The organism is Streptomyces ziwulingensis (assembly GCF_039542605.1).
Classification (GTDB): Bacteria; Actinomycetota; Actinomycetes; order Streptomycetales; family Streptomycetaceae; genus Streptomyces; species Streptomyces ziwulingensis.
On sequence record NZ_BAABIG010000024.1, the window covers coordinates 1 to 11945 of the forward strand.

7 protein-coding genes are annotated in these 11945 nt (G+C 72.7%); 6 read left to right on the forward strand and 1 reads right to left on the reverse strand.

The features are described 5' to 3' along the window. From ABEB00_RS13775 to ABEB00_RS13790, 4 genes are all read left to right on the forward strand, one after another. On the forward strand, positions 1–2575 hold a 2575-nt coding region (locus tag ABEB00_RS13775; protein WP_345619828.1), incomplete at its 5' end, for a type I polyketide synthase. Positions 2576–2602: 27 nt separating this feature from the next. Further along, on the forward strand, positions 2603–6832 hold the full coding sequence (locus ABEB00_RS13780) for a type I polyketide synthase (RefSeq protein ID WP_345619830.1): 4230 nt from the start codon (positions 2603–2605) through the stop codon (positions 6830–6832). After that, positions 6826–8076 carry a cytochrome P450 family protein gene (locus ABEB00_RS13785; RefSeq protein ID WP_345619831.1) on the forward strand — a complete coding sequence of 417 codons (1251 nt, stop codon included), beginning with the start codon at positions 6826–6828 and terminating at the stop codon, positions 8074–8076. The genes ABEB00_RS13780 and ABEB00_RS13785 overlap by 7 nt, the downstream gene beginning before the upstream one ends. 257 nt (positions 8077–8333) lie before the next feature. Next, complete coding sequence (locus tag ABEB00_RS13790; protein WP_345619832.1) at positions 8334–8690, forward strand: nuclear transport factor 2 family protein; 357 nt, start codon at positions 8334–8336, stop codon at positions 8688–8690. A gap of 67 nt (positions 8691–8757) precedes the next feature. Here ABEB00_RS13790 and ABEB00_RS13795 read toward each other — a convergent pair whose 3' ends face one another. Continuing rightward, positions 8758–9432 (reverse strand): TetR/AcrR family transcriptional regulator, encoded by a 675-nt coding sequence (locus ABEB00_RS13795; protein WP_345619833.1) that lies wholly within the window; start codon positions 9430–9432, stop codon positions 8758–8760. Positions 9433–9627: 195 nt separating this feature from the next. Between ABEB00_RS13795 and ABEB00_RS13800 the strand changes: the two genes are divergently transcribed. Together ABEB00_RS13800 and ABEB00_RS13805 are read left to right on the forward strand one after the other, a co-directional pair. Further along, positions 9628–10296, forward strand: coding sequence for an SDR family oxidoreductase (locus tag ABEB00_RS13800; RefSeq protein WP_345619834.1), 669 nt, complete (start codon positions 9628–9630; stop codon positions 10294–10296). Between the two features lie 118 nt (positions 10297–10414). Next, the gene (locus ABEB00_RS13805; RefSeq protein WP_345619835.1) at positions 10415–11944 is read left to right on the forward strand and encodes an FAD-binding oxidoreductase; all 1530 of its coding nucleotides are present in this window, start codon (positions 10415–10417) and stop codon (positions 11942–11944) included. Position 11945 lies beyond the last annotated feature (1 nt).

Genomic DNA, 11945 nt, shown 5'->3' on the forward strand with positions numbered 1-11945 from the left:
ACACGGCTCCGTCCGCCTCCAAGTCGTCGTCGGAGCCGAGAACAACTCCGGCCACCGGAAGGTGAGCATCCACTCCCGGCCCGACCCCGACCCCGCCACCGCCACGAACACCGAACCACCCTGGACATGCCACGCCACCGGCCTGCTCACGGTGGACAACACCACTCGACCGCCCGCTCCGACAGGCGACTGGCCACCTCCGGCCGATGCCCACGAGGTCGAGGTCGACCGCGTCTACGAGTCCCTGTCCGCGTCAGGCTTCGGCTATGGCCCCGTCTTCCAAGGGTTGAAGCGAGCCTGGCACCGAGGCGACGAGATCTTCGCCGAGGTCGAGCTGCCGGAACAACAGCGCTCCGACGCTGCGGGTTTCACCCTCCACCCCGCCCTCCTCGACGCGGCCTTCCAGCCGATGCTGTGCGACGTGGCCGGCGGCCGCGACGGCGGTGTGCCGCTGCCCTCCTCCTGGTCGGGCCTCCGCGTCCACGCCACCGGCGCCACCGCGCTGCGGGTCCATTGGTCGGGGGTCGGCTCCGGCGCGGTGTCCCTGACGGCCACCGACGAGGCCGGTCAGAGCGTGGTCACCGTGGACGCGGTGACCGTGCGGGCGGTGCCGGCCGAGGAGCTGCACAGGGCGGGGCGGGGCCCGGCCCAGGAGTCGCTGTTCCAGATCGAGTGGCGGGGTGTACCGCTCACCGCGGTCACCGACGAGCCCGCGCCGGATGCGTGGGTGTTCCTCGGCGACCCCGGCCGAGCCGCCGACACGCGGACGCACGACGACCTCGGCGCCCTGATCCGTGCCCTGGACGACGGGGAGGACGTTCCCTCGGTCGTCGTAGCCCCTTTCGAACCGGCACCGCATGCCGAGGAGGAGGCCGCCGAGCGGGCGCACGCGGCCACCGCCCGGGCGCTGGCACTGGTCGGGGCCTGGCTGTCCGAGGAACGTCTCGCCTCCTCCCGGCTGCTCGTCGTCACGCGCGGAGCCGTCCCCCGTGATGATGAGGACCTCCGCGACCTGGCGCACTCCGGTGTCTGGGGCCTGCTGCGCAGCGCCCAGACGGAGAACCCCGGCCGTTTCGTGCTCGTCGACACCGGCGGGGAGGCAGTGGGGTCCGGACGGCTGGCCGGCGCGCTCGCCACCGGGGAACCGCAACTGCTGCTGCGCGGTGACCGGGTCTTCGTCCCCCGCCTCACCAGGGTTCCCGCGGCGGCCGTGCACACCGCCGCGGCCCTCCCGCCCCCGCTGGGTTCCGACGGGACGGTGCTGCTCACGGGCGCCACCGGCGCTCTGGGCGCCCGGCTCGCCCGCCATCTGGTGACCGGGCACGGGGCGCGGAACCTGCTGCTGGTGAGCCGCCGCGGCCGGCAGGCCGAGGGGGCCTGCGAGCTGGCGGCGGAGCTGCGGGCCCTGGGCGCGCGGGTCACGATCGCCGCGTGCGACGTCGCCGATCGCGCACAGGTGGCGGGACTCCTCGCCGGTGTGGCGGAGGACAGCCCGCTGACCGCCGTCGTGCACGCGGCCGGAGCCCTGGCCGACGGGGTGGTCTCCTCGATGACACCGGACCAACTGGCCACGGTACTGCGCCCCAAGGTGGACGCGGCCTGGAACCTCTACACGCAGACCAAGGACCTAGGACTGTCCGCCTTCGTCCTGTACTCCTCCGCCGCGGGCCTGCTCGGCGGCGCCGGCCAGGCCAACTACGCCGCCGCGAACACGTTCCTCGACGCGCTCGCCCACCACGCCCGGCGCCAGGGCGTTCCCGCCGTCTCGCTGGCCTGGGGACTGTGGGGGGACGCCGACGGCATGACGGGCCACCTCGGTGAGGACGACCGGCGCCGTCTCGCCCGGGGCGGCCTGGCCCCCCTGAGCGATGCGGAGGCCCTGCGGCTCCTGGACTGTGCCGTCCACCTCGACCGGGCTGTTCTCGCCCCGGTCCGCTGGGACACGGCGGCCCTCCGTGAACAGGGCGAGAGCATGCCGGCACTCCTGCGTGACCTGGTACGGGTGACCGTCCGGCGCGGCGCAGCACACGGCGGCACAGCGGGCGGCGCCGACGGCGACAGCGGCCCGTCCGGCCTCGTACGGCGGCTCAGCGCACTGACCGGAGCCGAACGCCGCGGCGCGCTGGTGGATCTCGTACGCGCCGAAACCTCTGCGGTACTGGGTCACACGGACCGGCAGGCCGTCGGGCCGGACCGGGCGTTCAAGGAGCTCGGCTTCGACTCGCTCACCGCCGTCGAGCTGCGCAACCGGCTCGGCGCCGCCACCGGCCTGCGCCTGCCCGCCGCCCTCGTCTTCGACCACCCCACCGCGGTGGCCGTGGCCTCCTATCTGCACTCGGTCCTCTTCCCGCGGGAGGGCGCGACCGGGCCGGGCGAGGCCGACGCCGAGGAGGCCGAGATCCGTCGCCTCCTCACCACGATCCCGCTGAGCCGGTTCCGGCAGGCGGGAGTCATGGAAACCCTGCTGAACCTCGCCGCGGCCGACTACGAGGGGACGACGGAACCGGTGGAGACGATCGACACGATGGACGCCGAGGACCTGCTGCGGCTGGCCGCCGCAAACCTGTCCGACTGACCGACCGACGACCTGGCGGCGGAGAACATGGTGGCTCATTCCACGGAGAAGTTCGTCGAGGCCCTGCGGTCCTCCCTGAAGGAGAACGAACGGCTACGGAAGCAGAACCGGCAACTCGTCGCCGCGGCGTCGGAGCCGATCGCCATCGTCGGTATGGCGTGCCGCTTTCCCGGCGGGGTGGGGTCGCCGCAGGACCTGTGGCGGCTGGTCGTCGAGGGCGTCGACACGGTCTCGCACCTGCCGTCCGACCGCGGCTGGGACCTCGACGGCCTGTACGACCCCGACCCGGGGCGGTCCGGGACGTCGTATGCCCGGGAGGGCGGATTCCTCTACGAGGCGGGAGAGTTCGACGCCGCTTTCTTCGGCATCTCCCCGCGTGAGGCGCTCGCCATGGACCCGCAGCAGCGCCTGCTGCTGGAGACCGCCTGGGAGACCTTCGAACACGCCGGCATCGACCCCGAGACCGTACGAGGCGCCCCGGTCGGTGTCTTCACCGGGGGCAACGGTCAGGACTACCCGTTCCTCCTGGTGCAAGACCCGCGGGAGACCGAGGGCTTCCTGCTGACGGGCAACGCGGCCAGCGTGTCCTCGGGGCGCATCTCCTACCAGCTCGGTCTGGCGGGGCCCGCCGTGTCCCTCGACACGGCGTGCTCGTCGTCGCTGGTAGCGCTGCATCTCGCCGGGCAGGCCCTGCGGTCGGGCGAATGTTCGATGGCCCTCGCCGGCGCCGTCTCGGTGATGTGCACCCCGACCAGCTTCGTGGAGTTCAGCCGCCAGCGCGGCCTGGCCCCCGACGGCCGGTGCAAGCCCTTCGCCGCGGGAGCGGACGGGGTCGGCTGGGGCGAGGGCGTGGGCATGCTGCTGCTGGAGCGGCTGTCGGACGCCCGGCGGCACGGGCACCGGGTGCTGGCCGTGGTGCGGGGCTCGGCGGTGAACCAGGACGGCGCGTCGAACGGTCTGACGGCGCCCCACGGTCCCTCGCAGCAACGGGTGATCCGTCAGGCGCTCGCGAACGCGGGTCTTTCGGCGGCGGACGTCGACGCTGTGGAGGCACACGGCACGGGGACGAAACTGGGCGACCCGATCGAGGCCGAGGCGCTGCTCGCCACGTACGGGCGGGAGCGCGCCGCCGACCGCCCGCTGTGGCTGGGCTCGGTGAAGTCCAACATCGGCCACACGCAGGCCGCGGCGGGTGTCGCCGGTGTGATCAAGATGGTGATGGCGATGCGGGAGGGCGTGCTGCCGCGCACGCTGCACGCGGACGAGCCGTCCCCGTTCATCGAGTGGTCCGCCGGCGCGGTGGAACTGTTGCGGGACGCGTGCGCATGGCCGGAGACCGGGCGCCCGCGCCGGGCCGGTGTCTCCTCCTTCGGGATCAGCGGGACCAACGCGCACGTCGTGCTGGAACAGGCACCCGGCGACAGCGCCGACGAGACAGGCAAGGAAGACGAGACAGGCAAGGAAGACGAGGAGGGCGAGGAGGGCGAGGAACAGCGCGTCGGCCGACGCCCGGCGGTGCTCCCGTGGGTGGTCTCGGGCCGTTCCGCTCAGGCGTTGGGGGCGCAGGCCGAGCGGCTGCACGCGTACGTCCGGGCGCACGGTGACGCGCCGGCTCTCGACATCGGGTGGTCACTGGTGTCGTCCCGGGCGGCATTCGAGCACCGGGCCGTGGTGCTCGGTGAGACGCGTGAGCAGCTCGTCGACGGCCTCGGCGCGGTCGAGCCCGGCGACAGCGCCGACGGCCCCGGTGTGGTGACCGGGTCGGTGGTGACCGGGTCGGTGGTGACCGGGCGGCTGGGCGGCGTCTTCACCGGTCAGGGTGCGCAGCGGGCCGGAATGGGCCGCGAGCTGTACGCGGCCTTCCCGGTGTTCGCCACGGCCCTCGACGAGGTGTGCGCCGAGCTGGACCCCTTGCTGGGCGGGTCGTTGCGTGCGGCGATGTGGTCGGGTGAACGGCTCGACGAGACGGGGCTCACCCAGCCGGCGCTGTTCGCCGTGGAAGTGGCACTGCACCGGCTGGTGCGGTCGTGGGGCATCCGGTTCGACGTGCTGGCGGGCCACTCGGTGGGGGAGATCGCGGCCGCGCACGCGGCGGGCGTGTTCTCACTCGCGGACGCCGCGCGCCTGGTGGCGGCTCGGGGCCGGCTGATGCAGGCACTGCCGTCCGGCGGGGCCATGGTGTCCGTGCAGGCGGCCGAGGACGAGGTGCTGCCTCTGCTGACCGGCCGCGAGGGCCGTGTGGGCATCGCCGCGGTCAACGGTCCCCGCGCCGTCGTCGTCTCCGGTGCCGAGCCCGAGGTCGAGCGCGTCCGGGAGCACTTCACCCGGCTCGGCCGGCGCACCAGGCGGCTGAAGGTCAGCCACGCCTTTCACTCGCCCCTGATGGCCCCCGTGCTCGACGCGTTCCGCGCCGCCATCAGCTCCCTCACCTTCTCCGCCCCGGCCACGGCCCTTGTGTCCGCGACCACCGGCAAGCCGGTGACGAGCGAGATCGCCTCCGCGGACTACTGGGTCGGCCAGGTGAGCCGTCCCGTGCGCTTCCTCGACGTCGTACGCACCATGGAGGACGACGGCACGCGGACGTTCCTGGAGCTCGGCCCGGACGGCGTTCTGTCGGCACTCGTCGTCGAATGCGCCGCCGATCCGTCCGCCGTGGCCGCCGTCCCCGTGCTGCGCCGCGACCGCCCCGAGGCCCGCTCGGCGGTGACGGCGCTGGCCCGGGCTCACGTGCGCGGCGCCCGGGTCGACTGGTCGTCGTTCTACGCCGGTACCGGGGCCCGTCGCGTCGACCTGCCGGCCTATGCCTTCCAACGGAAGCGCTACTGGCCGGCCACGGCCGGGGTGGCGCCGGCCGGAAACCCGACGGAGGACGCCCCGGCCGCGCGTGCGCCCCTCGCCGCCCTGGCGGCGGCGGACAGGGCGGGAGCGCTGCTGGAACTGGTCCGTGCCCAGACCGCCCGGACGCTCGGATACCCCCTGGAGGAGATACAGCCCGCGCGCCCCTTCACCGAGTTGGGCGTCACCTCCCTGACCGCCGTGGAACTGCGCAACCACCTCGCCTCGGCCACCGGCATGCCGCTGGAGGTGTCGGCCGTCTTCGACCACCCGACGCCCGAGAACCTCGCCGCCCACCTGGCCGAGTCCCTCGCCACCGCGAACACGACCGACCCGGCGGCCACAGATGCCACAAGCACCACAGGGACCACAGGAACCACAGGCGCAGGAACCACCCTCACGACGACCAAGACAAGCACCACGGACACTACGTATACCGCTGATGTCGCGGCCCAGTCGGCCGGCCCGGACGGCGCGGGCGGCGCGGGCGGCGCGGGCGGACTCTCCGGTACGGGCGCGGTCTCCCAGCGCACCCCCCTCGCGGCGCTCTTCCAGCAGGCGTGTGCCCGCGGCCGCACCGCCGAGGGGCTCGACCTGCTGGCCACGGCGGCGCAGGCGCTCAGCTTCTCGGGTCCCACCGCCCCGGACCGGACCGGCCACAGGATCGCGCGGTTCGCGAAGGGGCCCTCAGCACCGGCCCTGATCTGCCTGCCCAGCTTCGCCGCCCCGGCCAGTGAGTACCAGTACGCCCGGCTCGCCGCCGCCTTCCGGGACATACGGGACGTGGCGGTGATCGCCCCGCCGGGTTACCGGCATGGTGAACCCCTGCTCCCGACCCTGGACGAGCTGGTCGGCCGCCAGGCCGAGGCGGTCCGGCAGTGCGCCGAGGGCGCTTCGTACGTGCTCGTCGGCTACTCCTCCGGCGGGTGGCTCGCACACGCCCTGGCCGAGCGGCTCGAACAGGACGGTCACCGCGGCGGTGACGAGCCCGCCGGGCCGGCCGGTCTCGTCCTGCTCGACTCCTCCCCTCCCGACAGCCCCGAGCTGGGCGCCCTCCAGAACGGCCTCTTCAGCCGCCTCGCCGCCCGCGACCTGGTCACCGACCTCGTCGACGACGGGAAACTCGCGGCGATGGGGTGGTACCTCCGGATGTTCCGGCCGTGGCCGCCCGGGGCGATCCGCTGCCCGGTGCTGCACGTCCGGGCGACGGACGGCCTGTCCGGGACGCCGGGGCCGCGGTGCGCCGTGTGGCCCCTCCCGCACACCCCGGTGGACGTCCCCGGCGACCACCTCAGCATGATCGACACCCACGCCGACGCGACAGCCGGTGCCGTGGAGAACTGGCTGACCACGCAGCTCGCCCCGACGCGGGGGCCGCGCGGTCGGCTACAGGGACACAGCGAAGGGACGATGCCGTGTTAGAGCCACCGCCGGACCACCGGTCACTCCTGGCCCCGGACTTCTTCCAGGACCCGCACGCCGTGTACCGGCGACTGCGGGACGAAGGCACCGTCCACCGGCGCGTGGTCAAGACGTTCGCCGCCGAGATGGACGCCTGGGTGGTCACCGGCTACGAGGAGGCGCGGACGCTGCTGGCCGACCCCCGTCTGTCCAAGGACGCGTGGCGCCTGCCCGAGGTCATCGCCGCCAACTTCGTGGACGACGGCACGGGCGCGGCGAAGTCCGGGGCCGCACCCGGGGCCGCTCCGCCGAACCCGCGCAACATGCTGTTCAGCGATCCCCCCGACCACACCCGGCTGCGTCGGCTGATCGGCAAGGCCTTCACCATGCGCCGGGTGGAGAAGATGCGGCCGTGGATCGAGGACACCACCGACAAACTGCTGGACGCCGTCGTCCCCGGCCGCGAGTTCGACCTGGTGGGGGACCTGGCCCTCGCCCTGCCGATCTACGTCATCGGCAACCTGCTCGGGGTGGCGGAGGACCGCTTCGCCGACATCAGACGCTGGAACGCCGTGCTGACCAACGTCGACACGAGCGGCGAGGAGAAGCAGGCGGCCCTCGCACGGATGTACGGCTACATGGGCGGACTCATCCGCAGCAAGCGGGACCAGCCCGGCGAGGACATGGTGACCGCCCTGCTGGAGGCCCAGGACGACGGCACCCGGCTCGACGAGGGCGAACTGCTGTCGACGATCTTCCTGGTCATGAACGCGGGCTACGAGACGACGGCGAACATGATCAGCAGTGGCGTGCGGACGCTGCTGCGTCACCCGGAGGCGAGGGAACGTCTGCGACGTTCGCCCGAACTGGTCCCCGCGGCGATCGAGGAGTTCCTGCGCTTCGAGGGCCCGCTGAATCTGGCGACGATCCGTTTCACCACGGAGCCGGTACAGGCCGGTGGCGTCCTCATCCCGCGGAACGCGATCGTCTTCGTGTCGCTGCTCTCCGCCGACCGGGACTCCGGCCGGTTCGCCGACCCCGACCGCTTCGACATCGAGCGCCCGGCCTCCGGACATCTCGCCTTCGGGCACGGCATCCATCACTGCCTCGGCGCGCCGCTCGCCAGGCTGGAAGGGGAGGTCGTCTTCCGCAAGCTGCTGGAGCGCTTCACCTCCTGGGAGCTCGCGGTGCCGGAGACGAGTCTGCGCTGGAGGTACAGCATGCAGTTCCGGGGGCTCGACCGGCTCCCGGTACGGCTCAGTTGAGGCGCACGCGTGCGGTGCGGGCCGGCGGGAGGCGGCGAGCCGGCGGGAAGCCGCCGCTGCCGCGAGCCGGGGGGGGTCGGACGGCGACGTGCCTGCCGGACCCGCACGGCACGAACGCGACAGCCGACGGACGCAGGAAGCCGACGCGGAGGCGAAACCCCACAGATTTCCTTATGCCGGCGCGGAGGCGGAAGCCGACGCAGGCGACAGAGGCCGGCGAAGACGACGGCGCGAGCCGGGAAGAGAGGGATCGGAACATGGCCGACAACGTGGTGAGCAGGTTCTTCGCTGCGGGTGAGGCGGACGACGTGCCCGCAGCCGTGGCGTGCTTCGCCGACGACGGTGTGTGGATCACCTGGGACGGACTCGAGCCGGGCACCACCCACCGGCGGGCAGAGATCCCCGTACTGCTCTCCGACATGATCCGCAAGCGCAAGGAACTGGAGAGCCAGGGCGTGCGGATCATCTACGGGGAGCAGGTGGAGGCCGCGGACAAGGTGGTCCTGGAGTACACGCTGGAAGCCCCGAACGGCACCGTCGTCGACCGGGGAGTGGACATCTTCACGCTGCGCGAGGGGAAGATCGCGGTGAAGGATGTCTTCCGCAAGGCCTGACCGCGACGCGGGCCGTACGCGGGCCGTACGCGGGCCGTACGCGATCCGGCGCGGCCTGCGGGCAGCCTCAGCGCCAGACCACGGACTCCCCCAGGGCCGCCATCGCATCCCGCACCTGGGCAGCGGTCATCGGCGGCTCCGGCAGCGGACGCGCCCGGTCGGACCGGAAACCGTCGAGGGTCAGGGCGAGGTGGCGGCGCCAGGCGTGCGGCGCCGAGGCGCGGGTCGCCTCGATGACCCGCGTGTGGGACCAGACCACCAGGGCGAGGTCCTCGGCCGTGATGTCGGGGCGCAGCCGGCCGTCCTGGTGCGCCCGTGCGACGACCTTGGCGAACACCTCCCACAGCCGCTCGTGGGCGTGGGTCGTCCAGTCGCAGCGGAAGGTCATCGACAGCAGGTCGTTGAGACCCCGGTCCTGGGCCTGGAGTTCGAAGATCCGCTCCAGGAAGCCGGTGAACGCCACCCAGGCGTCCGGCACGGTGAGCGCCCGCTCGCCGGCCCGGACGCAGGCCTCGAGCTTGTCGTCGAATATCGCCTGCATCAGGTCGAGACGGCGCGGAAAGTGCCGGTAGAGGGTGCCGATGGCCACGCCGGCCCGGCGGGCGATGCCCTCCAGGGACGCGTTGATCCCCTGCTCGGCGAACGCGATCCGCGCCGCGGCGAGGATCGTCTCCCGATTGCGCTGGGCGTCGCGGCGCAGGGGACGCCCGGTCTCCGTGGTCGCGGTCCGTTCGGCGGTCATGACATCACTGTAGTCGACTCCGACTTATATCGAGGCACCCCTCGACTTGTGCTAGAGTCGCTTACATGAGGGGGGCCTCGACTTTCAGGGGGAAGCCGTACGCATCCGCCGCACGTCACACGCACCACCTCGCAGGCACCACACCGGGCGCTGTCGCAGGCGCCGTGTCCGTCACGTCAACGACAAGGAACAGCTATGCCCACCATCGCGATCGTCGGGGCCGGTCCGATCCTCGGCCTGTCCGCCGGGAAGATCTTCGGCAGCAAGGGCTTCAAGGTCGCCCTCGTCTCCCGCACCCAGGAGAACGTCGACAAGCTGGCTGCCGAGCTCGCCGAGCTGGGCGTCGAGGCGAAGGGATTCGCCGGTGACGTCACCGACTCCGCGTCCCTGGAGTCGGCCTTCACCCGCGTTCGGGAGCACTTCGGGGCCGTGGACGTGGTCTCGTTCGCCCCCGTGACCAAGACGCCCAACGTCGGCGTCGACATCGTCGGACCCGAGGCCATGACGGTGGAGAACACCCAGGCGCAGCTCGACGTGCAGTTGCACGGCGCGATCAGGACGGTCCGTCAGGTCCTGCCGGAGATGCTCGAGCGCGGCAGCGGGACCGTGCTCTTCACCACGGCGTACGCGGCGGTGGAGCCCCTCGCCTTCGTGGCGAACTTCGGCATCGCCGGCTCGGCCGTCCGTTACTACGCGCGGACGCTGCACAGTGCCGTGGCGGACAAGGGCGTGCACGTGGCCCACGTTTCGGTCAACGCGTACATCAACACCGAGCCGGGCACGGAGGCCGACACCATCGCGCAGTTGTACTGGGAGGCGTACACCAAGCGCGACGAGGCGGAGCTGATCTTCCAGACCTCCTGACGCGGCAGCACCGGCGAGCACCCCGGGACCGGGAGACCCGGCACATCTCCCGGCCCCGGATGCCGAGCGGAACGGGCCGACGACAGCGGGCCAGAGACAGAGGACGGTGCACGAACGCATGTCGATCGACCGCAGAACCACCCTGCGCCTGGGGGCCGGAGCGGCGCTGGGCGCCACCCTGCTCACCACGACGGGCATGGCCCCCGGCAGCGGCACGACACGCTGGGAGACCTTGCGACGCCACCTCGACGGCGCGCTCGTGCTGCCCACGGACCAGGGTTACGCCCAAGCACGGCAGACCTACTTCAGCCAGTTCGACGACGTCGGCCCCCGCGGGGTCGCCTACTGCGCCACGGTGCGTGACGTACGCACCTGCCTGCGGTTCGCGCAGGACCACGATCTGCCCGCCGTGCCGCGGGGTGGAGGACACAGCCAGACCGGCTACTCCACCACGCCGGGCCTGGTCATCGACATGACCCGGCTGGCGGCCGTCGACGTGCGGGCGCAGACGGTCGCCGTCGGCGCCGGCGCCCAGCAGATCGACGTGCTCGCCGCCCTCTCCCCGCACGGCCTCGCCCTCGTGGGCGGCACCTGCCCCACCGTCGGCGTCGCGGGCTATCTGCTCGGCGGCGGCTACGGACTGCTGACCCGGAGCGAGGGCATGGCCTGCGACCGTCTGGTGTCGGCCGAGGTCGTGCTCGCCGACGGCAGGATCGTGACGTGTTCCCGTGAGAGCGAGCCGGACCTGTTCTGGGCGCTGCGTGGCGGCGGTGGCGGCAACTTCGGCATCGTCACCCGCCTCGAGAGCGTTCCCGTATCGATCCCCCACCTGGTCAACTTCACGCTGTCCTGGCCGTGGGAGAGTGCCGCCGGGGTCCTGGAGGGCTGGCAGGGGTGGGTCACGGAAGGCCCCGCCGAGCTGGGCACCATCCTGGGCATCGCCCTCCCCGACGCCGCGCCCGGCAAGCTCCCCGTCGTCACCGTCACCGGGGCGTGGACCGGCTCCGCGCAGGCCCTGGAGGGTGCCCTGGACGGCCTCGCCGCCCGTGTCGGCGCGCCCCCGGCCACCCGGGCCGTGGAGACGCTGCCCTACCGGGACGCGATGATGCGCTGGTACGGCTGCTCCGACAAGACCGTCGAACAGTGCCACCGCATCGGCTACACCCCCGAGGCGCTGCTGCGCCGGGGCGACTTCCTGCGCCTGCGCAACCGCATGTTCACCAGGCCCCTGCCGAGCGCCGGGAACAAGGACCTGCTGACCGCCTTCGACGCCGCCCGCAGGGCGGGACACGGCCGGTCCGTCACCGGCGTCTCGCTCGGCGGCCGGGCCAACCAACCCGCGCGGACCGACACCGCGTACGTCCACCGGGACACCGAGTTCGCCCTCATGTTCGCCGACACCATGTCCGACGGCAGCCCGGAAGCCGACGAGCGGGCCGCCGCGCAGGCGTGGGTCACGGCCCAGTTCGAGGCCGTCGACAAGTACTCGAACGGCGAGACCTACCAGAACATGCCGGATCCGCTGCTGTCCGACTGGTGGCACGCCTACTACGGCGAGAACCACCCGCGGCTGACCGAGGTGCGCGGGCAGTACGATCCCGAGCGGTTCTTCCGCTTCCCGCAGGCGATCAGTGGCACGGGGGTGTGAC

Excerpts from the sequence above, each read along its gene's own strand:
- ABEB00_RS13780 (WP_345619830.1), top strand. The coding sequence starts at position 2,603 with ATGGTGGCTCATTCCACGGAGAAGTTCGTCGAGGCCCTGCGGTCCTCC.
- ABEB00_RS13790 (WP_345619832.1), top strand. The coding sequence starts at position 8,334 with ATGGCCGACAACGTGGTGAGCAGGTTCTTCGCTGCGGGTGAGGCGGAC.
- ABEB00_RS13800 (WP_345619834.1), top strand. The coding sequence starts at position 9,628 with ATGCCCACCATCGCGATCGTCGGGGCCGGTCCGATCCTCGGCCTGTCC.
- ABEB00_RS13805 (WP_345619835.1), top strand. The coding sequence starts at position 10,415 with ATGTCGATCGACCGCAGAACCACCCTGCGCCTGGGGGCCGGAGCGGCG.
- ABEB00_RS13795 (WP_345619833.1), bottom strand. The coding sequence starts at position 9,432 with ATGACCGCCGAACGGACCGCGACCACGGAGACCGGGCGTCCCCTGCGC.